At 54.0% G+C, this 22887-nt stretch carries 22 protein-coding genes; 10 read left to right on the plus strand and 12 right to left on the minus strand.

The features are described 5' to 3' along the window. The 4 genes from IKB43_04330 to IKB43_04345 form a co-directional block, all read left to right on the plus strand. The coding region (locus IKB43_04330; GenBank protein ID MBR2469366.1) for a thymidylate synthase at positions 1 to 129 on the plus strand (129 nt) is incomplete at its 5' end. A 126-nt stretch (positions 130 to 255) separates the two neighbouring features. Further along, positions 256 to 744 carry a dihydrofolate reductase gene (locus tag IKB43_04335; protein MBR2469367.1) on the plus strand — a complete coding sequence of 163 codons (489 nt, stop codon included), beginning with the start codon at positions 256 to 258 and terminating at the stop codon, positions 742 to 744. Between the two features lie 19 nt (positions 745 to 763). Further along, complete coding sequence (locus IKB43_04340; GenBank protein MBR2469368.1) at positions 764 to 2032, plus strand: MgtC/SapB family protein; 1269 nt, start codon at positions 764 to 766, stop codon at positions 2030 to 2032. Positions 2033 to 2102: 70 nt separating this feature from the next. After that, a complete protein-coding gene (locus tag IKB43_04345) occupies positions 2103 to 3023 on the plus strand; it encodes an NAD(P)-dependent oxidoreductase (protein ID MBR2469369.1) in 921 nt (306 codons plus the stop codon). 1 nt (position 3024) lies between these two features. Here IKB43_04345 and IKB43_04350 read toward each other — a convergent pair whose 3' ends face one another. The 4 genes from IKB43_04350 to IKB43_04365 all read right to left on the minus strand — a co-directional run bounded on the left by IKB43_04350 (position 3025) and on the right by IKB43_04365 (position 6842). Further along, positions 3025 to 4329: a GTP-binding protein gene (locus IKB43_04350; GenBank protein ID MBR2469370.1), complete on the minus strand. Its 1305-nt coding sequence runs from the start codon at positions 4327 to 4329 to the stop codon at positions 3025 to 3027. A gap of 57 nt (positions 4330 to 4386) precedes the next feature. Beyond that, positions 4387 to 4845, minus strand: a complete 459-nt coding sequence (locus IKB43_04355) for an Rrf2 family transcriptional regulator (GenBank protein MBR2469371.1) — start codon at positions 4843 to 4845, stop codon at positions 4387 to 4389. An 18-nt stretch (positions 4846 to 4863) separates the two neighbouring features. Next, complete coding sequence (locus tag IKB43_04360; GenBank protein MBR2469372.1) at positions 4864 to 5748, minus strand: phosphoribosylaminoimidazolesuccinocarboxamide synthase; 885 nt, start codon at positions 5746 to 5748, stop codon at positions 4864 to 4866. Between the two features lie 104 nt (positions 5749 to 5852). Next, positions 5853 to 6842 (minus strand): hypothetical protein, encoded by a 990-nt coding sequence (locus tag IKB43_04365; protein ID MBR2469373.1) that lies wholly within the window; start codon positions 6840 to 6842, stop codon positions 5853 to 5855. 130 nt (positions 6843 to 6972) lie between these two features. Here IKB43_04365 and IKB43_04370 point away from each other — a divergent pair, with 130 nt between their 5' ends. Further along, on the plus strand, positions 6973 to 7527 hold the full coding sequence (locus IKB43_04370) for a hypothetical protein (protein ID MBR2469374.1): 555 nt from the start codon (positions 6973 to 6975) through the stop codon (positions 7525 to 7527). A 9-nt stretch (positions 7528 to 7536) separates the two neighbouring features. Continuing rightward, on the plus strand, positions 7537 to 7950 hold the full coding sequence (locus IKB43_04375; GenBank protein ID MBR2469375.1) for a VanZ family protein: 414 nt from the start codon (positions 7537 to 7539) through the stop codon (positions 7948 to 7950). Between the two features lie 107 nt (positions 7951 to 8057). Here IKB43_04375 and murB read toward each other — a convergent pair whose 3' ends face one another. Then, a complete protein-coding gene (gene murB / locus IKB43_04380) occupies positions 8058 to 8990 on the minus strand; it encodes a UDP-N-acetylmuramate dehydrogenase (GenBank protein ID MBR2469376.1) in 933 nt (310 codons plus the stop codon). A gap of 34 nt (positions 8991 to 9024) precedes the next feature. On the opposite strand from murB, the gene IKB43_04385 reads away from it, so the two are divergent. Together IKB43_04385 and mtgA are read left to right on the plus strand one after the other, a co-directional pair. After that, on the plus strand, positions 9025 to 10143 hold the full coding sequence (locus tag IKB43_04385) for a toprim domain-containing protein (GenBank protein ID MBR2469377.1): 1119 nt from the start codon (positions 9025 to 9027) through the stop codon (positions 10141 to 10143). Between the two features lie 29 nt (positions 10144 to 10172). Continuing rightward, positions 10173 to 11129 (plus strand): monofunctional biosynthetic peptidoglycan transglycosylase, encoded by a 957-nt coding sequence (gene mtgA / locus IKB43_04390; GenBank protein MBR2469378.1) that lies wholly within the window; start codon positions 10173 to 10175, stop codon positions 11127 to 11129. On the opposite strand, the gene IKB43_04395 is transcribed toward mtgA, so the two are convergent. The 6 genes from IKB43_04395 to dnaX form a co-directional block, all read right to left on the minus strand. Continuing rightward, on the minus strand, positions 11106 to 12332 hold the full coding sequence (locus IKB43_04395) for a type II/IV secretion system protein (GenBank protein MBR2469379.1): 1227 nt from the start codon (positions 12330 to 12332) through the stop codon (positions 11106 to 11108). The two genes, mtgA and IKB43_04395, sit on opposite strands and share 24 nt — an antisense overlap. Positions 12333 to 12731: 399 nt before the next feature. Continuing rightward, positions 12732 to 15881, minus strand: a complete 3150-nt coding sequence (locus IKB43_04400; protein MBR2469380.1) for an efflux RND transporter permease subunit — start codon at positions 15879 to 15881, stop codon at positions 12732 to 12734. Positions 15882 to 15901: 20 nt separating this feature from the next. Continuing rightward, entirely contained in the window at positions 15902 to 16951 is a 1050-nt protein-coding gene (locus IKB43_04405; GenBank protein MBR2469381.1) for an efflux RND transporter periplasmic adaptor subunit, read from the minus strand. 10 nt (positions 16952 to 16961) lie between these two features. Beyond that, entirely contained in the window at positions 16962 to 18362 is a 1401-nt protein-coding gene (locus IKB43_04410) for a TolC family protein (protein MBR2469382.1), read from the minus strand. A 121-nt stretch (positions 18363 to 18483) separates the two neighbouring features. Beyond that, complete coding sequence (locus IKB43_04415) at positions 18484 to 18792, minus strand: YbaB/EbfC family nucleoid-associated protein (GenBank protein ID MBR2469383.1); 309 nt, start codon at positions 18790 to 18792, stop codon at positions 18484 to 18486. A gap of 15 nt (positions 18793 to 18807) precedes the next feature. Continuing rightward, positions 18808 to 20541 (minus strand): DNA polymerase III subunit gamma/tau, encoded by a 1734-nt coding sequence (gene dnaX, locus IKB43_04420; protein ID MBR2469384.1) that lies wholly within the window; start codon positions 20539 to 20541, stop codon positions 18808 to 18810. Between the two features lie 173 nt (positions 20542 to 20714). Between dnaX and IKB43_04425 the strand changes: the two genes are divergently transcribed. Together IKB43_04425 and IKB43_04430 are read left to right on the plus strand one after the other, a co-directional pair. Then, positions 20715 to 21092, plus strand: a complete 378-nt coding sequence (locus tag IKB43_04425) for a hypothetical protein (protein ID MBR2469385.1) — start codon at positions 20715 to 20717, stop codon at positions 21090 to 21092. A gap of 20 nt (positions 21093 to 21112) precedes the next feature. Next, positions 21113 to 21568: a hypothetical protein gene (locus tag IKB43_04430; GenBank protein MBR2469386.1), complete on the plus strand. Its 456-nt coding sequence runs from the start codon at positions 21113 to 21115 to the stop codon at positions 21566 to 21568. 65 nt (positions 21569 to 21633) lie between these two features. On the opposite strand, the gene IKB43_04435 is transcribed toward IKB43_04430, so the two are convergent. Continuing rightward, positions 21634 to 22863 (minus strand): lamin tail domain-containing protein, encoded by a 1230-nt coding sequence (locus IKB43_04435; GenBank protein ID MBR2469387.1) that lies wholly within the window; start codon positions 22861 to 22863, stop codon positions 21634 to 21636. Between the last annotated feature and the right edge of the window lie 24 nt (positions 22864 to 22887).

Here is a 22887-nt window from a genome sequence, read left to right on the forward strand (position 1 = left end):
ACGCCCCGCAAGCTCCCCACCATGAAGATGAACCCCGATGTGAAGGACCTTTTTGAATTCAAGTTCGAGGACTTTGAACTCACGGATTACGACCCGTGGCCCACCATTAAAGCACCGATTGCCGTTTAAAATAGTGTGTAGTGTGAAGTGTGTAATGTGTAATGAATAGTTTCACATCTCACATCCCACATCTCACATCTCACATCCCACATCCCACATCCCACATCCCACATCCCACATCCCACATCCCACATTATGCTCATCTCCGCAATAGTTGCTGTTTCTGAAAATAACGTCATCGGTCGTGACGGTCACCTGCCGTGGCACCTGTCTGCCGACCTCAAGCGTTTCAAGGCCATCACTACGGGCCATTCCATTATCCTTGGCCGCAAGAACTACGACGATATCGGGCGGCCCTTGCCGAACCGAACCAACTACGTACTGACCAGAAATGCTTCTTTCGAGGCTCCCGGCTGCATTGTGTGTCCTTCGCTGGAAAACGCTCTGGAACAGGCGGAGGCTGCAGGCGAGACGGAATGCTTTATCATCGGCGGTGCTGCCGTCTATCGCGAAGCCATGCCCAGGGTGAAAAAGCTTTACCTGACCAAGGTGCTTTCCCAGGTTCAAGGGGACGTGTTTTTCCCGGAATGGGGTGAAGGCTGGCGTATGGTCAGCGAAGAGGCGTTCCCTGCCGACGAAAAAAACGATTTTCCGACGGCTTTCCAGGTGTGGGAGCGGGACTGATTTTTAAGGGAGGTGCCCTATGATTGAATTCAACGAATTCTACAAGCTGGCCGCGGCATTGGGCATCGGCTTTATCATCGGCATGCAGCGGGAGAAATCCTACTCCGAAAGCGCAAGCCGCCACCCCGCAGGGGTCCGTACCTTCTCCATCATAAGCCTCTGTGGCGCTTTGGCATCGTTCCTTTCGGAACTCATGAGTTCCGTGGCCCCCTTCATCACTGGCTTTGTGGTGGTGGGCCTCCTTCTGGTGGCAAGCCATGTGGCCCACGGTTTCGTGAACAAGGAAGAAGACGGCCTGACCACCAGTTTTGCCCTGATTGTGGTGTATTTCTTGGGAGCGTTGTGCTGGTACAACCGCCTGCTGGAATCTTGCATTTTGATGATTGTCATCGTGTGGCTCTTGACGTTGAAACGGCAGCTCCACGAGTTCGCCAGCCGGATTTCTACCGAAGACATTATCGCCACGGTGAAGTTTGCCGTCATTTCCCTGATGGTTCTGCCCTTCTTGCCGAACCAGGCCTACGGACCTGCCGGGCTTGAGGTCCTGAATCCCCACACCATCTGGCTCTTTGTGGTCTTTATCTGCGGTATCGGCTTTGTGGGCTATATTTTGATTAAGCTGGTGGGGCCCGGCAAGGGCATCTGGCTTACGGGACTTTTAGGAGGCCTGGCCAGCAGTACCGCCTTGACGCTGAACCTTGCAGGCCGCAGCCGCGAAAACGAAGACTACTCCGGAAACTTTGCGCTGGGAATCGTGCTCAGCTGGGCGGTGATGTATGTGCGCCTGTACCTGATTTGCATTGTGCTGGTGCCAGAGCTTGCAAAACCCTTGGCACTTCCGCTCCTGTTGCCTGCGGTGCCCGCGTTGCTTTACGCTTTTTACCTGAAAGTCAAGGACGGCATGGACCACAAGGCGAAGAACTCGACCTTCAACAATCCTTTCAATCTGCTCCCGGCCATCAAGTTCGGTATCGTGTTTACGGCGGTCATGTTTGTGGCCAATGCGGCCCGGGTCTATCTGGGTTCGGGAGCCCTTTTGGCCTGCAGTTTTCTGGGCGGTGCCGCCGAGATGGATGCGGTGGCATTCTCCCTGTTGGACATGAGCATGAAGTCGAGCTTACCAGTGCAAGAACTGGTGCTTGCTATGCTGCTTGCAAGCCTTGCCAACACCCTTACCAAGGGCGGTCTTGTGTGCGTGCTGGGGGCAAAGTCCATGCGGAAGCCTATTTTGCCTGCGGTGGTGCTGATTTGCCTCTGCACGGCGGGACTCATCGGTTTTTACCTGTAAATTTTGAAAGGGCCCTTGCCTGGAAATTCTAAAGACTTTATTTTTAGGAACGGAAACTAAAGAGGTTATTATGCGAGTATTCGTCACTGGCGGAACAGGATTTATCGGTCACTATGTAGTTCGTGCCCTTTTGGAGAAAGGTCACGAGGTGGTTATCGCTACAAGGCATCCTAACAAGGTGCCAAGCCTGCGTTCTCAGGCCAGTGTGAGTTTCGTAGAAGCCTCCCTGACCGACTTTGACAAGCTGGCCAAGGGGCTGGAAGGGTGTGACGCCTGTATCCATATCGCTCTTGGCTGGGGCGAGACCCCCAGCACCATGCTGATGAACGACACTCGCGCTACCGTTTTCTTGCTGGAAAACGCCGCCAAGGCGGGCTGCAAGAAGTTTATCTATACCTCCAGTACGGCAGCCATGGGCGTGATGCGGCCCTCTATGCGCGAAGTGACCAGCAACCTGCCTCTGGACCTGTACGGCGCCACCAAGGCGGCGGGGGAGGCCTACGTGCTAGGCTTCCGCAGGGGTTACGGAGAACAGTTCCCCGAAGTTTCCATGAAGCGCAACATCATTCGTCCGGGCTACACCTTCGGTAATCCCGCGTTCCCCGACGGATGTTCCCAGCCGGACCGCCGTTTCTTTGAAATGGCCCGTGCCGTCAAGGAAGACAGGGACATTCATATCGTCAAGAACGACGGTACCCAGTTTATCCACGCAAGCCAGCAGGCCATGCTCTACATGAACCTGCTGGAATCCGACAAGAACGAGGAAATCTACCTGGGGCTTGGAGACGTGTGGATTAGCTGGAAAGAAATCGCGGAACTGATGATGGCGCAAAAGCCCGGCTGCAAGTCCAAGATTGTAGAAAAGGACCTAGGCTGGGACGACAATCCCATGCGTTTCGAGGTACAAAAAATCAAAGACCATTTTGGTCTGGTCTTTGATGCTCACGAATTCCTGGAAGGCCACGTGAAGTGGACCTATAGCCAAGTCTAGGCTATTCTTTTTCCAGGCAGTTGTCCATAGCGGCGATAATCTTTTTCTTGTCCATGTGCTGGCCGATAAAGACCAGGCGGTTGGTGCGGTCGCCGTATTTTTCGTCCCAGATGTTCTTGAGCTGCGGGTTTTCGCGCAGTAGCTGGTCTTGCACGGCCTTGCTTTCGGCGGCGAACCAGCGCCCGAAATTCTGGGCGGAAGCCTGCTTGCCCGCCTGTTCGAACAGGTAGCTCTCTGTCGGTTCGTCGCTGAACCACATGAGTCCCTTGGTACGGATGATACAGCTGGGATAGTCGTCCAGGAATTCTTCGAACTTTTTGCGATTCACAGGCGGGCGGCGCTCATACACAAAGGTGCTGATGCCGTATTCGTCGCCGTGCGGGTGGTCCTTGTCGTGGTGATGACCGCAGTGGCAGACCCCGTGCTCGTGGTCGCAGTGGCTGTGATCTTCTTCATCGTGGTCATCGTGATCGTGATGGTGGTGATGCTCGTGCTCGTCATGATCGTGGTCATCATCGTGATCGTGATGATGATGTTCATGCTCGTCATGGTCATCATCATCCATGTCGTTGTCCGTCTTGTTAAGCTCGATGGCCCAACGGCTGGACTCCGCCACCTTCTCGAAATCGAACAGCTTGGTGTCCAGGACTTCTTTCATGTCCACCTTGCCGAAGTTGGTCTCGATCATCTTGGCGGTGGGCTGCAAGGCCTTCACCACGGCCTTCACGTGTTCCAGGTCGCCCTTGGAAAGCATGTCCACCTTGTTCAGGATAACCGTATTGCAGAATTCGATCTGCTGGATTAAGAGGTTTGCGATGTCTTCTTCTTCCAGGTCCTTGTCCAGGAGCTTTTCGCCACCGCCGAACTCGTCGGCCAGGCGGAGCGCGTCCACCACGGCGGCGATGTTGTCCAGGTGGCAGGCCAGACGCTGGCCGTTCTTGCCCTGCAGCTGGCTTCCGGCCATGCAGATGGTCTGGGCGATAGGTACCGGCTCGCAGATGCCGCTGGCTTCAATCAGTATGTAGTCGAACTTGCCCATCTCCAGGATTTCGGCAATCTGTTCCAGCAAATCAGCCTTCAGGGAGCAGCAGATGCAACCGTTGCTGAGGGGAACTACCTTTCCGGAATCTTCCTTGGTGATGTTTCCGCCTTTCTCGATGAGGGTCTGGTCAATGTTCACCTCGCCGATATCGTTTACGATAACGGCCACGTGGTAGCCCTGCTGGTTGTTGAGAATGTAGTTGAGAAGGGTGGTTTTTCCGGCTCCGAGGTAACCGGTGAGCAGCGTAATAGGTACTGATTTCATTTTGATTCCTTTGAATTGCAAGCGCCCACTGCTCGTAGTGAAAACAGTGGAGCCTGCTTAAAGTTCACAGTTCCAGTCTTTTCCGATACCCGAAGTGCCGCGGACTTTTTGGGTCTTTTTTGCCAGCTGGTCCAGCCTGACGCTTCCCAGGTAATCGCGGATGACCCGGTCCAGTTCCGTCCACACGGGGAGCGTGACGCAAATGGCGGCCCGTTTGCAGGCGTTCTTCTTGTCGTCAAGGCAAGCCACGGGTGCAACAGAGGTTTCCGTCTGGGAGAGTATATCCCAGACGCTACATTTCTTGGGGTCGCATTTGAGCCTGTATCCGCCAGTTTTTCCGCGGGCACCCTCCAGGAAATTCCCGCGGACAAGTGTCCCGAGAATCCCTTCCAGGTACTTTTCGGAAATCTGCTGGTGGGTAGAAAGGTCCTGGAGTTTCACGAATTCCCCCTCCTTGCGGGAGGCAAGGTCTATCATGACTCTCAAGGCGTACCGCCCCTTGGTGGAAATGCGCATGGCTTGCGGCTCGGTTTGTTACAGTTCGGGCTGCTTGCCGGTGAGGCGCACGAAGATTTCTTCGTACTTGGCAAGCGTGTTCTTCACCACGTCGGCAGGGATTTCCGGACCCGGGTAGGTCTTGCCCCAGTCGAGAGTTTCGAGCCAGTCGCGAACGTACTGCTTGTCGAAGCTTTCCTGGTTCTTGCCCACCTGATACTTGTCGGCCGGCCAGTAGCGGCTGGAGTCCGGCGTGAGCACTTCGTCGATGAGGATGGTTTCGCCATCGATTTCACCGAATTCGAACTTGGTGTCGGCGAGGATGATGCCCTTGCTTGCAGCGTAATCGCGGGCCTTCGTGTAGATGTCCAAAGACATGTCGCGGAGTGTGGTTGCCACCTTTTCGCCCACGATGTCGAAAGTCTGTTCGAAACTGATGTTTTCATCGTGGCCAACGTCGGGCTTGGTGCTCGGCGTGTAGAGCGGCTTTTCCAGCTTCTGGCAAAGCTGCAGGCCTTCCGGGAGAACATGACCGCAGATCTTGCCCGTCTTCTGGTAGTCCTTCCAGCCAGAACCCACGATGTAGCCGCGGACGATGCATTCCACGGAGTGGCGGTGGGCCTTTTTCACGATCATGGAACGGCCGCGGAGGTAGTCGGCGTGCTTCTTGAGCACGGCCGGGTATTCGTTCACGTCGGCGGTGATGAGGTGGTTCTTCATGCCGAGGTGCTGGAACCAGAACAGCGAAAGCTGGTTCAGGATTTTGCCCTTACCAGGGATCGGGGTGGGGAGCACCACGTCAAAAGCGGAAAGACGGTCGCTGGCGACCATCAGGAAGCTGTCGCCCAGGTCGTACATGTCGCGTACTTTGCCCTGGTGGAACAGCGGAACTTCGGTAATGGGGGTTTCAAATTTTAAGCTCATAGTGTGTCCAAATATAGGAAAAGGGGAGGGGGTTGGCTGCCTAAAACGAACAAAGCGTGCCCGCATTCACGGACACGCTGGATGATTCTCATTTAATTACGGATTTATCCGCAGAAGCTGCTACTTTTGGCTGTTTCGAACCATTCGTCTCTGTCTGCGTCATCTTCTGTTTCTTCTTCGGAGGTTACAAGAATGGATCCTTCGCATTTTGCATTCTCTTCTTCTGCTGCACTTTCTTGGCATGCGCTTTCCATGAACATATTGGTTCTTGTTTCTGTAACGATGGTAAGCGTTGAACCTGACCAGGTATAGGTTATCTTTTCATCCATCATTCCTGCGATGTTCCCTTCGACCACCCAAGTGTCGTCCGTCTTTTCGAAATCACACTTATTTTCTTTAGCTTCCGAACCCGATGATTCCGGTTCGCTTGCGTTAGCCTTGATTTCCAAATCTTTTTCGTCGGTGCATTCAGCCTTAATGTCCTTGAGAGTCTTATCATCAATCACAACGGTATTTGTTGCGAATTTTTGCCAATGCTTTCCTCCTTCGCAGATACCGCCACTTGCGTATTGTTTGCACAAATCTGCACTCTTATAGTCGGACGCAACCCTCATCCTGTAGATGTTGATAGAATCTCCGTCTTCGGTCCATTCGTAGAACTGACGATAGTCATCGCCTTCTTTTTCAACAATCCAAAGACCGTCATTGATGTCGCAGTAAACCTTGGCTCCGGAATCGTCGCCGGAAGAATCACCATCGTCATCGGCAGAAGTCTTGCCACCGTCGTCGGACTGAGTCTTGCCACCATCGTCGTCGGAATCCTTCGAGTCGTTGTCCTTGCTGGAGTCCTTTTCATCGGCTTTCATCCATTCTCCGGACTTGCAGGTGTTGGCGGTCTGGTCGTCCTTCACGAATCCGACGTTGCCTTCAGCGGTCTTTGTGCAAGTACCCAGTTCGTCGAAGGTCTGGACTTCGAAGTCGGGTGTGGCGGTTTTGCTGTCAGAGCCGCTGGAGCTGTCGTCGCCGCAGGCAACGAGACTCATCAGGAGGGCAGTGGAAACGACGGAAATGCCGGCGTAGAGACTTTTTTTCATGGTGATTCTCCTCGATTAAGTATACCTCTTTGTAATCTAAGAAAAAAATTGGCGGATTTATCATTTTTTTTGAAAAATTTGTGCGAAATATCTAAATTTGCCATTTATCGGTACCATTTTAGGGTAATTCATGAGATTTGCCGTTCCCGTTTTGTTTTTTTTGAGCCTTGCGGTAAGCGTTTTTGCCGCTCCGCCCCAGGGTAGTTCCGGGAACGTTTCCATATCCTCTACCGAGCGGATGCTTATCCAGATGCTCCTGAACGACGAAAGTTTTGGTCCTACCTTTATGGAAAGGTGCACTGCCGAAGCGGATAGCCTGCTGGGAACGAAACAGTCAAAAGAAACCTGTGTCTGCGCGTTCAATCATCTGGTCAGGAACGATACCCTGCTCTACCTCTTGATGAAATCCATGGATGCTAACGGCGAAATCAAGGATTTCGGCCCTCTGGGCATGCGGCTCCTTTCGCCATGCCTCCCTCCGGAATTTACTCCCGAGATGGAAAAGTCCATCGAGGAGGAATGCCTCCTGGTGGTCCGTGGCGGAAACAAGTCCCGCTGTAAGTGCGCCTACAAGCATATCAAAAAGAATTACACGGTAAAGTCCCTGCTAGAAGAGATTTCCCTGGACAGGGAAAAGCTCCGGCTGAAGCTGGTGGGCCTTGTCGGAAGGTGCGTTGTCCCCTAAGGAATAAAAATGTTCGAGTCCCTGTTCCAGAAATACCCGTTCTTTCGCGCTGTACCATGCATCCTCTGCATGGCGATTGTCTTCAAGCTGTCGTCCTTGACCAACGAACAGCTGGAAGATTTTCCACAGATTTGGGACAAACTGGCCCACTTTCTGGAATACGCCACCCTCGCGGGCTGTTACGCCATGATCTGGACGCGAAACGAGTGGTCTAGGCGGCAGTGGTTGCGGGTCTTGATTGTAGGTGTTCTCGCCTTGGCCTACGGCTGTACCGACGAATACCACCAGAGCTTTGTAGAAGGTCGGGACTGTAGCGCTTTTGACCTAGTGGCGGACTTGACAGGCGGCCTGTTCGGCGGAATCGTCTATGCCATCATCACGCGGATATTGAACCGCTTTGACCCGGTGGACAAAAAAATGTGAAGTGAGAGGTGTGAGATTAGTAATGAGTTGTCGGTTATCAGTATATAATTTGGCGCCAAAGGCGCGACTATAAGAACTCACACCTCACAACTCATAACTCATAACTTCTAGAATTCTCCCAGCAGAATAATCTCCCGTTTCAGTTCAATCCTGAATTTTTCGGAAACTTTATTTTGTACGTACTCGCTGAGGCTCTTGATGTCTTGGGCGGTTGCGCCGCCTGCATTCACGATGAAATTGGCGTGTAGCGTGCTCACTTCGGCGCTACCTATGCGATAGCCCTTGAGCCCCGCCTGTTCGATGTAGTAGCCGGGGGCGATTTGCGTGGGCGTTTCGGCCGCTCCCTTGTCAAGCCGCTTGAAGGTGGAGCCTGCGTTGGGCATGTTCAGGGGTTGCGTGGCCTTGCGTTTGGCCATGCACTCGGCCAGTTCCGCTTCCAGGTCGGCGGCGGTCAATCCCTGCGAACTTGCGCTTTGCAACTGGAACGTAGCCGCGAGAATGATTTTTCCATTGTCATCCCCGGCGCCATTGTTGCCGTCATTGAAAATACTCCGTCTGTAGCCGAAACCGCATTCGTCAGCGGACAGCTCACGGATGTTTCCGACAGCATCAAGGACCGTCACGCCGGTGCAGGCTTGTCCGATTTCTTGGCCGTAGGCGCCTGCGTTCATGTACGCCGCCCCGCCCAAGGTCCCGGGGATTCCGGCCAGTTTGTGTATACCGGCGTAGCCCTGCTTGAGGGTGTGCCTTGCAAACCTGCCTAGGGGTGTTGCCGCACCTACCTTGAACTTGCCGTTCCCAAGGTCCACGATTTCCGAAAAATCTCCGGCGAGGGAGATGACCACGCCGTCGTAGCCCTTGTCCGAGACCAACAGGTTGGTCCCGTTACCCAAAATAAAATGTGGGAGATTCTTTTCCCGAGCAAATGAAAGCGCGTTTTTCAGGCTTTCTATGGAGCTCACCTTGGCAAAATACCGCGCAGGGCCGCCCACCTTGAAGGAGGTGTGCACGCTCATCGGCTCGTTTTCTAGGATAACCATGGCCTAAATATAGGATTTACTATAATTCCCCTAGATGACCGACGAAGAGCTGAAACAGTTCAAGTCCTCCCTGTCCATTACGGCGGTGGCCCGTTCCCTGGGCATAGATGTTGTCCGGGGCAAGTGCCGCTGTGCCTTTGCGAGCCGTCATGCCCATGGCGACAGGACTCCGTCGGTTTCCATTTCCGAGGAGAGGGGCTATTTCCGCTGCTGGGTCTGCGACGACGTGCGGGGCGACGTGATTTCCCTGGTGCAAAAGTACAAGGGTTGCTCTTTTATGGAGGCCCTGAATTACCTTCGCGAAACTTTTCCGTTTTTGGCCCCTGCGGGCAAGTCCACCTCGGCAGGCAAGCCTGTTGTGGGCACCCATCATAATGGTGCCGCACAGGCTCCCCAGGAAATCTACGCTACGGAGCCTATGCCCATGCCGGAACCGGCACCGGCAGAGGAATTGGTCAGCGAAGACGAACGCAAAAAGATCATTTTGAATTTTTTGAAGATGCTTTCGCCGGTAGACGGAACCCAGGCCGCCGCTTGGCTTATGGGGCGTCGCATCTTTAAGCCCGTGTGGGATAAGATGCTTCTTAGGACCATCAAGGACTACGGTCAGCTGAACAATGCCCTCAAGGACACCTACAGCATGGATGTCTTGCAGTACGTGGGCCTGTTCAACGAGAAGGGAAACCTGAAGTTTTACAAGCACCCGCTGATATTTCCGTACCTGGACACCCAGCGCAGGGCTTTTTATTTCCAGTCCCGGGCGCTGGAAAGTTCCGTAGTGCCCAAGGAGATGAACCTGCGGGGCACGGTGCCTTACCCGTACAACATGGCGGCCCTGGACGAGAAACCGGGCTGGATTTACCTGTGCGAGGGAGTGGTGGACACCCTTACCTTTTTAGGCCGTAAAATCGATGCGGTGGGCATACCCGGCGTGCGCAGTTTCAAGGTGGAGTGGCTGCCCCTGTTCAAGAACAAGAACGTGGTGTTGTGCATGGACAAGGACAACGCCGGTCGCGAGGCCACCAAGTACCTGCAAGAGGTGTTCAGCAATGCGGGAATCCGCACCATCGTGCTGGGGGAGGGCACGGAACATCTGGATTCTTCTATAAAGGAAGGCGAAGATGTGAACGACTGGTTTGGCGGGAAGCACTGACAAAAGCTATATATTGGTGCGGTTAATTTATGAAAAAAATTAAGGACATCATCGAGATAATCAGGGGCAACCTGGTTTTCAAGATTTTCAAGGGAATTTACGGGTTCATCAACTTCTTGTTGAGGTGCGTTCTCCTGATTCTCATCATCTATTCGGCGGTGTTCAGTATCGTGGCCTCCGTGGCCCTGTACAAGGCCTTTATTTACGGATATAACTTGTACGACGGCGTGGAGTCCCTGAAGGATACCCAGCCCGAGATGAGCCGCTACATGCAGGCACTGGTGGATTCCAATCCGACGGTGAAAATCAAGCATACCTATGTGCCCCTGGATTCAATCAGCCCCTATTTGCAGAAGGCGGTGATTGCCAGCGAAGACGCCGGTTTCTATTTCCACCCGGGCTTTGACGTGAACGCCATCGCCGAGGCGTTGAACGCCAACAAGATGTCCGGCAAGACCAAGTTTGGTGGGTCCACTATCACGCAACAGCTGGCCAAGAACCTGTTCTTGAGCGGGGAACGCTCTTGGGAGCGGAAGTTCAAGGAGCTGGCCTATGCGCTTTTGATGGAACACGAGTTGGGGAAGGACCGTATTCTGGAACTGTACCTGAACTACGCCCAGTGGGGCAAGGATATTTTCGGATGCCAGGCGGCCTGCTCCACCTATTATAAGAAGAGTTGCAGCAAGCTTAGCGTGGACCAGGCCATCAATCTGGCGGCCATGCTGGCAAGCCCCGGCAAGCATCATCCTAACATGCGGGAAAGCCAGTTCATGGCCAAGCGCCGGGCGGTCATCTACCAGAACATGTTCCCCAAGAAGGACAGCCTGCTGGTGGATTCCTTAAGGCAGTTGATGGCGCCGCCTCCTGCTGCGGCTCCGGCGGCGACAGCGGCTGAACCTGTGGCGGCGCCCGTCGCTCCTGCTGCGCCAGAGGTTGTCGAAAGCCCCGCACCTGCGGAGCCTTCAGCTCCCGAGAACCCGGAGTAATTCCTCTTTTTTGACAAGGCCGTTTTGGACAAGTCTGCTGGCGTATTCCTGCAGCGTTCCGTCGGTGTAGGCGTTGTCGGACCCTAGCAGTTCCAGTGCGGCGATGCGGCCGCCGGTCTTTTTCCGCAAAAGCCTCTGGGCCATTACCCCCAGCAGGGAATCTTGCAGTGATGCTTGGGAAATTCCCAGGTCCTGGAGTCGTGCAAAGGCTCCCTTTGCACTGTTGGTGTGTAACGTCGCAAGCACCAGGTGGCCCGTTTCTGCGGCGCGGAGCGCAATACGGGCGGTTTCTTCGTCCCGGATTTCGCCTACCAGAATCACGTCGGGATCTTGCCGGAGTATGGAGCGGAGCGCTGCGGCGAAGGTAAACCCGCATTTTTCGTTGACCTGCACTTGGTTTGCCCCGGCAAGGCTGTATTCCACCGGGTCTTCGATGGTGGTGACGTTTATCTTTTTCTGGATGATTTCCCGTAGGCCCGCGTACAGCGTGGTAGTCTTGCCGCTGCCGGTGGGGCCTGTTATCAGGAACAGCCCCTGAGGCATGGCGAAGATGCGCCGGAGTTCTGCAAGGATTTTTGGGCTGAATTCCAGGTCGCCGAGGGTGCCGCCTTCGTCCTTGGCGGGTAAAAGCCGCAGTACGCAGGTTTCGCCGTGCTGTACCGGCAGGGTGCTGAGCCGGACCCGCACCGTTCCCGATACGCCCTGGAACTTGAAACTCCCGTCATGGGGAATTCGCTTGTCTGTGATGTCCACTTGGGCCAGGAGCTTCAGCCGCACAAGGACTGGGTCCTTTAACCATGGGGGCAGGCTTCTGTGGAATTGCAAAAGTCCGTCGATGCGGAAGCGCACCTTCAGTTCCTTTTCGGTGGGTTCCAGGTGGATGTCGCTGGCGTTTTGCTCCAGGGCCTTGTCCATAAGGCAATCCACCAGGTTGATGACCGGCTCCGATTCCCAGGAGTTGGCCTTGCTTTCTTGCAGGGCTTCCGCTTCGCTTGCGAAGTTCGTCCGTATGGTCCGGAGCACTTCGGCTTCGGTCATGGGGCAGGGGACAACGGGCCCGCCGTGCATAAAGCGGATGCGCTCCAACAGCATTTCGTCGTGGATGTTTGCCATGCCCAGGTACAGGGCGGCTGGGTTTTTGCCCGCAGGGCAGGGAAGGGGAGTGGTCAAGTGTACTTTGCACCAGGCGTCAGTAAAATTCATGCCGGCCAAAATACAAAACACTAACTCAGAAAAACCAGTTTTTGCGTCATGGCGGTTCGTTCTATCGTCATGGCGGGCTCGACCCGCCATCTAGATTCCGGCTCGGGGGCTGGAATGACGCAGGAGGGGAAGCCCGGAATGACGCAGGAGGGGGAGCCCGGAAAGACGTGTGGGTTGTACGTCATGGCGGCCTTGAGCCGCCATCTAGGTTCCCACCTAAAGGTGGCCATGCGCACTAGGCAATAAATTGCCAAGTGCTGTCCGCCGGGTCGTGGCCCGGAATGACGAAGGAAAGTGAGCCCGGAATGACGAGGGATTGCCTGTCCGGAATGACGAGGGGGCTATGATGAAAAAAGGCTCGGTCGTGGACCGGGCCTTTTTAAGAAGGTTGACTAGCTGTTACGCTTTCGCCTTGTTGAATTTGCCCTTCAGGTTGCTGGCTTTTTTCTTAGCCTTGTGGAACAGGGCGTTGGGTAGCCAGAAGAATGTGGGCACCAGGTACATGGTGAGGATGGCAGATACAATCAGGCCACCCACGGATGCGATACCCATAGGCTGGGTCATGGCGGCCACGTTACCGCCAAAGGCCAGGGCTAGCGGCATCTGGGCCACCACAGAGGCGAAGGTGGCAAGGGCGATGGGCTGGAACTTGGTCTTGCCCGCCGTCATGATGGCAGAGCGACGCCCCATGGAACCGCTTCGCAACAGTCTGTTGGCTTCGTCAAGCAATAGGATAGCGTTGTTCACCACCACACCGATAAGCATCACGATAGCCATGAGGGCAATCATGGAGAGTGCCTTGCCGGTGAATATGAGGGCGAGGAACACGCCAATGGCACCCATGGGGATGGTGGTCATGATGATAAAGGGCTGTGCAAAGCTTTCCAGCAGGGCAACCAGCAAGATGTAGGTGAGGAGAATAGCCATGATGATGGCGGTCTTGAATTCGTTCACCATGTCTTCCTGCATGTCGGCCTGGGCACCGAAACTGAAAGAAACACCTTCGGGGAGTTCGTCCTTCATGCTGGCGGTTAGCTTGCCCAGGTTACCCATGACTTCACCGGTGGTGTGGCCTGGCAACAGGTTCATGGAAACGTCCACGCGGGTCATCTTGCGCTTGCGGTCAATGCGGGTGGGGCCTGCGCCGTCCTCTACTTTGAACAAGTCACTGACAGATACAAATCCCTTGGGAGTTTTCATGGGCAGGTCTTCGATATCGGCGTGGCTCTTGCGGTTTTTCTCCTGCATGCGCACATACACGTCGTATTCCTCGCCGTCTTCGGTGTACTGCCCCGCCTCGTAACCGCTTACGGCGATATAGTTCATGGTGGCAAGGGACTGCAGGGTCACGCCGTAGTCGGCCAGGGCCTGCCTGTTAGGTATCAGCCGGATTTCGGGCTTACCCGCTTCGTAGCTGGTCTTTACATCCACAACGCCGGCAATGGTCTCCTTGACCCGGTCCATAATGAGTTCCGATGCCTTGATGACGGAATCCTTCTTGAGACCGTTCACTTCGAGCACCACGTCGCCTGCGCTGTTGTTGTTCATTTCGGAGGCGGATGTGGACTTGATGGCGATATAGGCGTCGGGGATGTCGGCCAGGTAGGGGCGCAGGGAGTCCACAATCTGGTCGGTGCTCCTGGTGCGGCCTTCCCAGTCCTTCAAGAGCTTGATACGCATGTTGGCCTGGTTTACGGCGCCGCCGTTGCTGCTGGTACCGCCTACGTTCACGCTGTAGTGTACGATTTCTGGAATGCCCTTTACGCGTTCTTCGATAATCTGGGCAATACTGTCGGTGGTCTCCACATTCGTACCCACGGGCATTTCCAGCTTGATGCTAATCATGCCCTGGTCCTGCTTGGGCATCAGTTCCACGGTCATGTGGGTCGCTGCCATGTAACCTACGAACAAGACCATGGCCACAAGTGCCAGCACCTGGAAAATAACACCGGGAATGGACAGGCAGAACGAGAGGGTCTTCAGGTAAATATCGCGGACGACATTGAGTGCATGGGGGAACAGACCGAGAACGCGCCCAATGATGGAGGGCTTTTCCTCGATGATGTTCCCGTTTTCGTCTTTCTTTTTACCCTTGAACAGGTAGGCTGCTAAAAGCGGGGTCAGGGTGAAGGTGGCGAGCAGGGACACCATTGTGGCAAACACCATGGTAAGGCCGAAGGTACGGAAGAAAATACCGGCGATGGATTTCATGAAGGCGATAGGCACGAACACGCACACGTTGGTAAGTGTCGATGCCATGATGGCCACCATGATTTCAGAGGTCCCTTTATAGGCTGCTTCTTTCGGGTCCAGGCCCTCGTTCAGTTTTACGTTGATATTTTCAAGCACCACGATAGCGTTGGTCACCAACAAGCCCACCGACGACGATAATGCCATCAGGGACATCATGTTGATGCCGAAACCCGCAAAGTACATAAGGGTAAAGGCGCCAATCACAGAGGTGGGCATGGTGAGGGCCGCAATGAACATTGTGGAGAACTTGCCGAGGAACAGAAGCAAAAGGCCTGCGGTCAAGAAGATGGCGATAATCACGTTCTGGATCACGTTGTCGATGGCTTCGTTCACCGCTTCGGACTTGTCGTACACCAGGTGGAGCTCGAAACCTTCGGGGAGGCTCTTGTTGATGGCGTTCATGCGCTTGATAACGCCCTTGGAAACATCCACCACGTTAGCGTCGGAACGTTTCTTGATATCGAGGGTGACGGAACTTGTACCGTTGAAACGTGAAATAGAAGTGACTGTCTCGATCGTGTCCTTGACCTTTGCGATTTCGGAAAGCTTGATAACGCCGTTGGCCGTAGGTACGTCCATGTTGCGCATTTCGTCCAGGTTCTGGAACTTGCCCGCTGTACGCACGGAGGTGTTCTTGTGCTTGCCGATAACTTCGCCCACTGGGTAGTTCAGGTTGGACTGACCGTACATTCCCATGATGGTGGAAATGTCTACGCCACGGTCCTTCATCTTGTCCTTGTCCAGCTCGATAGAAATCTGGCGGGTGGTACCACCGAAAACATCCACGCTGGCCACGCCCGAAACGGAGGTGAACAGGGGTTCGATTTCGTCTTCCACCATCTGGAGGAGTTCCGTGGAGTTCAGCGGGCCCGTAAAGGAAATGGCCATGATGGCTGCACCATTGATGTCCACCTTAGAAATGATGGGGGCTTCTACGGCATCCGGGAAGTTGGCGGATGCCAGTTCCACCTTGGAACGTACGTCGTTTGCTGCTACATCCACGTTGACGCCCATGTTGAACATGGCAACGATAATGCCGTAGTTCTCGAGGCAGATAGACTGCACGTAGTCGATACCGTCCACCAGTTCTACCTGTTCTTCTACAGGCTTGATGACAGTGGTTTCGATTTCTTCGGGGTTTGCACCTGCATAGACCATGGTTGCCGTCACCACAGGAACTTCGAATTTCGGCATCAGGTCCACGACCATCATGGAGTAGGTGTACAGACCGAAAACCACCACGGTCAAGATGACCATGAGCATGGTAATCGGTTTATAAATACTGGCCTTGATCATTCAGCGTATCTCCAGTAAAATTATTTGACGATGTTGACCTTGTCGCCGTCGTTCATCTTGGACATGCCTTCCACCATGACGGTCTCGCCACCCTTGAGGCCTTCGGCAATCTGCACCTGGTCCTTGGTCTGGATACCGACCTTCACGATTTTACGGCGGGCGTTGCCATCTTTGTCTACGGTCCATACCATGTTGAGGCCGTTCTTGTAGACCACGGCTTCGGCGGGCACCACCACTCCGTTCACCTGCTTGGTTTCCAGTTCGGCGGTTATGTACATGCCGGGGAGCAACTTCTTGCTGCTGTTGTCAAACGTCACTTCTACGGGGAAGAACCTGGTCACAGGGTTAGCGGCCAGGGGAATTAGGGTGACCTTACCCTTCATTTTCTTGCCGGCCACCTCGACGGTAGCGGCGGCACCCATCTTGAACTGCGAAATGTCCTTGCTGGTCACGTTCAGCTTCAAGATGACCTTGTCCAGTTTGGCGATGGTGCAGAGGGTGGAACCCACGCCGGGGGTCTGACCTTCCTGGTAGTTCAGTTCAGTGACCACGCCTGCGGCATGTGCCAGAATCTTGGTGGCGCGACGGGCGGTTTCCAGGTTCATCTTGGCAATCTTCAGCTGCATTTCGGCCTGGTCCAGGTCCTGCTGGCTAAGACCGCCCTTGGCGTGTACTTCGCGCAGACGTTGGGTGGATTTTTCGAGCAGGGCCACCTGTTCCTGCACCTGTTCGTACTGGGTGTTGTCGCCGGTAAAGATGTATTCGGCCAGCACCTGGTCCTTTTGGACGGTAGAGCCCACCTGCACGTAGATCTTTGCCAGGGGGTCGCCCATCTTGGAGATGGCGTTAGCCTGCTGCATGCCCTCGATGGTACCGCTGAATTCGCGGATGTCCTTGAGGGAGGATTTCTTGGCTTTTGCCACGCGGGCGGGCTTGCCCTTTTCCTTCTGGATTTCTTCGATGGTGGAAGGTGCCACTGTGGCACTATCCTTGGCGTCTTTGCCCTTGCAGCCGACAAGGACAAACGTTAGGGCAGAAAGGGTGATGATGTACTTTTTGATGCTGTTCATAATCTTTGTCCTATTGATATTCTCCGGTGGCCTGCAAAAGGGCGTTGTAGGCGTTGTTCCAATTCAAGACCGCTTCCATGTACTTGAGCTTTGTGGTGCGGAGCGTCATGGAGGCGTCCAGGTAGTCCAGCTGGGTGGACTTACCCACCTTGTAGGAGGCCTCGGTCAAGTCGTAGTTGCGGGTGGCCAGATCTACCTGGCGTTTCTGGAGCTCCAGCTGGCGTACCGCGTCTTCCAGGGTGTTGGCGCAGGATTCGATCTGCATGCGGAACCCGCGCTCGGCGGTTTCTTTCTGGATCTGGGTGTCGCGCAGTTTCGATTTCGCCTGGACCACGGCTTCCTTGGTTTTCATACCGTTGAAGAGGTTCATGGTCAGGTTCAGGCCCACGTACTTGTTGATGTTCTTGTCCCAGTCGGGGGCGTCCCACTGCTGGATCTCGTTTTTGTTGTTGGTGTACTTGAGGCCGCCCACCAGCACGACGGTGGGCTTGTAGCCGCCCTCTTCGATGGAAATGTTCTTCTGGAGCATGTCTTCGGACTGGTCGAGCATCACCAGTTCCTTGCGGCGCTTTTTCACGTTGGCCATGGCGGTGTCTGGGTAGGGCAGGTTGGAGTTCGGGTCACGGAGTTCCCCCTTGAACTGCACGTCGGCCTCCCAGTCCATTCCCATGGTGTTCAGCAGCGCGTTACGGGCGAGAATCTGGTTCTTCTTGGTCTTTTCCAGCTCGGACTTGAGCTGGTCCAACTGGAGCTGGGCACGAATCTGGTCCAGTTCCGAGGCAAGTCCGCTTTCTACGGCGCCGTTCACGTAGTCGATATGCTGCTGCGTCTGGGCGATGCTCGCTTCCAGGATAGCCACGGCGGAATCCAGGTAGATCAGCTGGTCAAAGGCGGTTTCCACGTTGTACTTGACGGTGGACTTCACGTTTTCCAGGTTCACTTCCTTTAAGCGCCTGTAGGCCTTGGCAATCTCGATGCCGGTACCTACCTTGCCCTGGGCGTACAGAATCTGTGTGGCGGTGAGGCCCACGCTGGATTGCCAGCGGTAACCCTGGGATTTCATGCCGTAAATGAGGCCGTCTACCGCGGGAGCCATGACCTGTTGGTCATAATCGGGTGCGCCCATCTGGGTGGCCGCGTTGGTCAGGGCATGGTCGTTCTTGACGTCGTCCAGCCCGAAAATGCGTGTGACGCCTGCGCTCAGGTCGATAGAGGGCATGGCGTTTCCATAACCGGCGTCCACCTGGGAGTTGGCAGAAACCAGCTCTTCTTCGGCGGTCTTGATGGTCGTGGACTTTTCCATGGCAATGCGGAGGGCGTCTTCGCGGGTATAGGCCTGCCCGGCCCATGCGGGCAATGCCAGCGAAAGCGCGAAAGCCACGGAAGGTAGGATAGCAAATTGCCTTGACATTCGTTCTCCAGTTTGTAATATGGGCCAAATTTAGCAAAAAAGCCCCCTTTTATATAGGGAGCTCCGTTTATTTGTGGATGAAATGCCCTTTATAGCGGATAAAAGGCACAGCCTGCCGGCACTACATCAGGCCGGGGATTTTCATGCCGCCGGTGACACCGCTAATGCTTTCTTGGGTGGCGTCGTCCTTTTTCTTGACGGCCGCGTTGATGGCCGCCATAATTAGGTCTTCCAGGGCTTCCACGTCGTCCTTGTCGACGGCGTCGGGATTGATCTTGATCATGGTGAGTACCCCGCGACCGTTCATGGCGACTTTCACCATGCCGCCACCTGCTTCGGCATCGAAACTCTGGGCTTTCAGGTCGCTTTGTGCCTTCAGCATCTTGCTCTGCATCTTCTGAAGGTCCTTCAGCATTTTACTCATGTCCATGGAATGAACTCCTTTCTAGTTGTCGTTGTCTTCTTCTAGGTCGTCTTGGGCCATGCTGGCCGTTTCCTTTTTCAACGCTACAGAATATACCAATTCTGCAGCGAACATTTTTTCCAAATCTTTCAAAACGGGTTCCCTGTCCTTGTCCAGCTCGTAGGGGCTTTTTTTGGCATTTTCTCGCAAGATTCGCTCCGTTTCCGTGTAGGCGCGGGTCTTCACCGAAAGAGAAACCTTGGTCTGGAGCTTGTCTTCGAGCAGGTTTTGCAGCCTGGTCATGAACTCTGGATGTTCCTGCAGCTGCTGGAAGTTCCAAGAGTCATTTTTTGTCGTTTCGCCAACGAAGGTGAGGGCGATGGGGAAGGGATTTTCGTGAATGTCGCCGGTCTCGAGAACCGTGCCCGCCATAGCAGCCGAGAAGTACAGGTCTCCGTCATCGGCAAAACTTGCGCAGATAGAGGGCCAGGCGGCTGCAATCTCGTAGCGCGAATAGGTAGCACCGCCTTCGGAGCCCTGGTAATTTTCGAAGGGGTCGGCATAGGGTGTGGGGGCTGGTTCGGCCTCGAGGGCCTGGGCAACTTCAGCTACTTTTTTTTTTACCGCCTCGTCGGCGGCGGATTTGGGGTCGTTGATGACGGCCAGCGCTCGCTTGAGGTCGGTGAGTCGGTCGAGCCATGCCATCCGGGCAAACGTGGTCTCCACTACGAGTCTCGGGTTGGTACTGTAACGCAGGTTCGCCTGCAGGTCAATGAGCATCTTGCTCAAGCGCAGCAGGTCGCCGTTGCTGATTCCCTGACCTGCGCTCTTGAACTTGTTGAAAAGCTCTTCCGTCACGTTCAGCTCATCGGCGGTGAAGGCTTCCAGGCGGCTGTAAATCATGTTCCGCAGGAATTTTCCGAAACCGTCTAGTAGGGGAGTGAACTCTATGCCAATCTTGACGGCATCATCCACCATCTTGAAACAGCCCTTCAGGTCATGGGTCTCGATGGCCTGGATAAGGGAGAAGAACAGCTCCACCGGTGGAATCCCGAGGATAGAGCGCACCGATTCGGCGGTCATGTCGCTGCCGGTGAAGGCGTAGGCCTGGTCGAAATAGGTGAGTCCGTCGCGCATGGAACCGTCTGCCTTCTCGGCGAAGATGTCCAGGGCCTCATCAGAGGCGTTGATGTTTTCCTGCTCGCAGATGTAGCGGAGTCGACTACGGATCTGGTCCATGGTGAGCCGTTTGAAGTCGAAACGCTGTACGCGGCTGAGGATGGTCTGGGGAACCTTGTTCACCTCGGTGGTGGCGAAGATGAAAATTACATGCGGAGGAGGTTCTTCGAGGGTTTTGAGCAGGGCGTTAAAGGCTCCGGTGGAGAGCATATGCACTTCGTCAATGATGAAGACCTTGTACTTGCCGATAACCGGGGGGTATTGCACGCGCTCGATAACATCGCGGATGTTCTCAACGCCGGTATTGGAGGCTGCATCTATCTCATAGACGTCCATGGGATTGCCGCTGGCGATATCCTTACAGCTGTCGCACTGACCACAGGGGTGTAGCGGGTCTCCTCCTTTGCAGTTCAAGGTCCGGGCGAGGATTCTGGCACTGGTGGTCTTGCCCACGCCGCGGGTACCGGTAAAAAGGAAGGCATGGTGCAGGCGGCCGCCCTCGATTGCGTTCTGGAGGGTTTTTGCGATATGTTCCTGTCCGACCATGTCGGAGAAAGACTGGGGGCGCCACTTTCGGGCCATTGCTACGTATGCCATGCGTAAAGTATAGTAAAAAATGATGCGAGTTTCGAGTTCTAAGTTACTAGTTACTAGAGTTATTCTGAAACAAGACTCTTGTAACATCAAAAACTAGTAACTAGCCCGAAGGGCGAAGTAACTAGTAACTGGTAACTTTTTTATTATTTGTACAGAAAATCATGAGGTCTATAATGAATCCGAATCTGGCGCTTTTGGTCCTATCTTGGCAGGTGGCTTGTCTTTTTCACGAGAATGAAACTGAAAATCTTTTGCCTGGCTCTTCTTCTGCGACACAGGCGGAAAGTGATACTTTGGACCAAATTCACGACGAACTGACCCCCGATGTCTCTTGGGATGACTTCAATAAGGTTTATGGCTCGTTTTCATCGGCAAAAGAACGTGCGACGGCTTGTGTGGAAACCCTTAGGGAGCAAAGTCCCGAGTTCAAGAGCAAAGTGTTGGAATCTATGCTGAAAGTAGCAAATGCCTCCCGCGAAGATGAAAACGAGAGCAATGTATCTCCGGAAGAAATGGCCTTTGTCCAGCAGATTCGTGAAGCTTTGGAATAGTTTTACTATATTGCAGCATTATGGAAAAAGAACTTGACAATTTTGATGACGAAGATTTGGGAGAATTCGATAAGAATCTTCTGGATTCGGATGAAGGTGTTGAAAGTGCCCCTGTAATTAGGGATTACAGCCAGCGCCAGATTCTCATTTGGGAAGAAGATGATGCCCGGCGTGAAGCTTGTCTTGAGGTTTTGACTGACCTGTTGGTGGGTGCCACTATCAAGCCCGTGAAAACCGAGGCCGAGGCCCTGGAACAACTGGAAAACGAGGATTGGGATACCTTCGTGGTCGATTTTTATTCTGAAGGGGTCTCCGAGAGCGAGTTTATCAAGCGTGTTAACAACTACCCGGGTTCAATTCTCGTGGCCATCTCCATGGGGCCGTTGACCTTGCCCGATGAACGTGACCCCGCCAAGACAGAACTTTTGCGTAGGCTTTTCGACATGGATAAACCTGCTGCGCAACTTCACGGCTAGTTTAGGTCAAAAAATTTTTAAGACTCCGAGGAGAACTCCCCGGAGTTTTTTGTTGTTGTGTAGCTTTAGAAGCAACCCTCGGGTGATCCTGGAGTTGGAACTCCCATGCACCAGGATTCGCCTAGCCCCCTTGTTTGCCAAAGACGCTGGTTAAGCTGGGTGCTTTGGGGATTCTTGCTGGGATTGTTGTTGTTGGGAATGACTGTTGCCGAATCCTGAACGTTGGAATAAAATAAGGAATCAAGAATGGTTCCGTTGCATTGGAGCACGATGGAGCTCTTGGTGTTGGTCAGGTCTCCCCAGGTTGCGGTGTTCCTGAATGCTGTTGGGGTGCTTGCCGAAGTATCGCCAAACACGAGGTTTTTGCCTGGAGCGATGTCATTAACGGTGATTTCCCAGGCCTTGCTGCCCGTTGAACCGGTGCCGATGGTGCAGCCGCCCAGCAAAAGGGTGTCTATGCTTCCATTGTAGATCTCGATGAATTCGTATTGATTGGAATCTGTTTTGAGGGGTGCACTCAAGAATTCTGTGATAACCAGGTCGTTTTCTTTTGGACTGCGCCTCGATGCTGGCAGGTTCATTTGAATCTCCAGGTTGGCGTTGTCGGCGATTTCTATGGCTATGGCCGCCTTGCCTCTCAGGGATTTCAGTTCTAATGATGGAACCGGATTGTCTGGACTTAAATAGAGTGAATCTTCTATTTGATAAATGTTGTTGTCCAGCTGGTCGAACAACGTTATTTTTAATCGGTAGCTTTTTTCCAGAGCGAGAAAATCGGTATGGAACACGCCGTCGCTGTCGACTATTTCCATAAGGTAGGTATAGAGGGAATCTTCGGATTCCAATTCCATTTGCCCATAGGCGATTTTGACGGGGTTTCCAAACCCTAGGGGAATCCGTAGGTAGATGAATCCGGCCAGAGGCCGCATCTTGATGTTGATTTCTTCTGTTTTGCCCGCTTCTAACCGGGCCTCCACTTCGCCTTTTTGCATCAGGTTGCCGTTGGCATAAATTTTAGCCTGGAATCTCCAGTGGTCATGGGGGAACAGGTCTAGCTCTAGGGAATGTTCTTCTGGACTTTTGACCAGGTGCAGAGTATCGGCTCCCATACAGTCGATGACTAGACTGTCCATGAGGGGGACGCTTGTGTAGTGGAGTTCCAGCTGCACCTTGGTGGAGACACCTTCGGTGTTTGCAATAGTTTTTTCGCCGGAATCCTTGCCGCAGGCCCAAAGAACAAGGGCGAATAGGGAAAGGGCCAGAGCCCACAGAGTTGTTTTCTTGATAGGATTCATTTGACCTCCTTTTGGTTTATAAGA

Origin of the sequence: Fibrobacter sp., assembly GCA_017503015.1 — a bacterium.
GTDB lineage: Bacteria > Fibrobacterota > Fibrobacteria > Fibrobacterales > Fibrobacteraceae > Fibrobacter.

What these genes read in the sequence shown, in the direction of transcription:
- IKB43_04335 (MBR2469367.1), top strand. Translation starts at nt 256, where the DNA reads ATGCTCATCTCCGCAATAGTTGCTGTTTCTGAAAATAACGTCATCGGT.
- IKB43_04340 (MBR2469368.1), top strand. Translation starts at nt 764, where the DNA reads ATGATTGAATTCAACGAATTCTACAAGCTGGCCGCGGCATTGGGCATC.
- IKB43_04345 (MBR2469369.1), top strand. Translation starts at nt 2,103, where the DNA reads ATGCGAGTATTCGTCACTGGCGGAACAGGATTTATCGGTCACTATGTA.
- IKB43_04350 (MBR2469370.1), bottom strand. Translation starts at nt 4,329, where the DNA reads ATGAAATCAGTACCTATTACGCTGCTCACCGGTTACCTCGGAGCCGGA.
- IKB43_04355 (MBR2469371.1), bottom strand. Translation starts at nt 4,845, where the DNA reads ATGCGCATTTCCACCAAGGGGCGGTACGCCTTGAGAGTCATGATAGAC.
- IKB43_04360 (MBR2469372.1), bottom strand. Translation starts at nt 5,748, where the DNA reads ATGAGCTTAAAATTTGAAACCCCCATTACCGAAGTTCCGCTGTTCCAC.
- IKB43_04365 (MBR2469373.1), bottom strand. Translation starts at nt 6,842, where the DNA reads ATGAAAAAAAGTCTCTACGCCGGCATTTCCGTCGTTTCCACTGCCCTC.
- IKB43_04370 (MBR2469374.1), top strand. Translation starts at nt 6,973, where the DNA reads ATGAGATTTGCCGTTCCCGTTTTGTTTTTTTTGAGCCTTGCGGTAAGC.
- IKB43_04375 (MBR2469375.1), top strand. Translation starts at nt 7,537, where the DNA reads ATGTTCGAGTCCCTGTTCCAGAAATACCCGTTCTTTCGCGCTGTACCA.
- murB (MBR2469376.1), bottom strand. Translation starts at nt 8,990, where the DNA reads ATGGTTATCCTAGAAAACGAGCCGATGAGCGTGCACACCTCCTTCAAG.
- IKB43_04385 (MBR2469377.1), top strand. Translation starts at nt 9,025, where the DNA reads ATGACCGACGAAGAGCTGAAACAGTTCAAGTCCTCCCTGTCCATTACG.
- mtgA (MBR2469378.1), top strand. Translation starts at nt 10,173, where the DNA reads ATGAAAAAAATTAAGGACATCATCGAGATAATCAGGGGCAACCTGGTT.
- IKB43_04395 (MBR2469379.1), bottom strand. Translation starts at nt 12,332, where the DNA reads ATGAATTTTACTGACGCCTGGTGCAAAGTACACTTGACCACTCCCCTT.
- IKB43_04400 (MBR2469380.1), bottom strand. Translation starts at nt 15,881, where the DNA reads ATGATCAAGGCCAGTATTTATAAACCGATTACCATGCTCATGGTCATC.
- IKB43_04405 (MBR2469381.1), bottom strand. Translation starts at nt 16,951, where the DNA reads ATGAACAGCATCAAAAAGTACATCATCACCCTTTCTGCCCTAACGTTT.
- IKB43_04410 (MBR2469382.1), bottom strand. Translation starts at nt 18,362, where the DNA reads ATGTCAAGGCAATTTGCTATCCTACCTTCCGTGGCTTTCGCGCTTTCG.
- IKB43_04415 (MBR2469383.1), bottom strand. Translation starts at nt 18,792, where the DNA reads ATGGACATGAGTAAAATGCTGAAGGACCTTCAGAAGATGCAGAGCAAG.
- dnaX (MBR2469384.1), bottom strand. Translation starts at nt 20,541, where the DNA reads ATGGCATACGTAGCAATGGCCCGAAAGTGGCGCCCCCAGTCTTTCTCC.
- IKB43_04425 (MBR2469385.1), top strand. Translation starts at nt 20,715, where the DNA reads ATGAATCCGAATCTGGCGCTTTTGGTCCTATCTTGGCAGGTGGCTTGT.
- IKB43_04430 (MBR2469386.1), top strand. Translation starts at nt 21,113, where the DNA reads ATGGAAAAAGAACTTGACAATTTTGATGACGAAGATTTGGGAGAATTC.
- IKB43_04435 (MBR2469387.1), bottom strand. Translation starts at nt 22,863, where the DNA reads ATGAATCCTATCAAGAAAACAACTCTGTGGGCTCTGGCCCTTTCCCTA.